At 49.0% G+C, this 520-nt stretch carries 1 pseudogene; it reads right to left on the reverse strand.

The features are described 5' to 3' along the window. A pseudogene (locus ACFIJR_RS09315) lies at positions 1-496 on the reverse strand (hypothetical protein); the annotation flags it as partial. Positions 497-520: the final 24 nt, after the last annotated feature.

The following is a 520-nucleotide window of genomic DNA, read 5'->3' on the forward strand; positions in this document are numbered from 1 at the left end:
ATTTTGTAGCCTCCTCTGCACTCTGTTGGGCTTGATGAGCCGTCGCTGTTGCTGTATCCGCTGCACTCTTGGCTTCTTCTGCTGTGGTCCTCGCTGTATTCGCCACCCTAACAGCGCTTTCTGATGCTACTTTAGCTTCCTTAGCTACGCTTTCTGCTGTTGCTGTCGCTGTCGCTACCGATTGTTTTACTTCCTCCACTAAACCTTTTGCCTCAACAGCTGTCGTTTTACTTTCATTAGCTAACGTTGCTGCCTGATCTGCTACTTTTTTCGCTTCAGCGGCTTTAGACAATGCTTCTGAAGCATCTTGTTGCGCTGTTGATGTCTCTAACGCCTGTTTTGCTTCTTGCACCATAATCTTGGCTTCTGAAGCTGTGACTGTCGCATCATCCGCCTTCTTTTCGGCTCTTGCGGCTTTCTCTTCTGCCGTTTCTGCTGTGCTCTTAGCGTCTTGCGAAAGGACATGAGCATCCTCTGCTTTATTCTTCGCTTCCACCGCTGTGTCTTTTGCACTATCCGC

The sequence above is a fragment of the Bartonella sp. OD88NMGDW genome (assembly GCF_042193775.1).
Lineage (GTDB): Bacteria > Pseudomonadota > Alphaproteobacteria > Rhizobiales > Rhizobiaceae > Bartonella > Bartonella grahamii.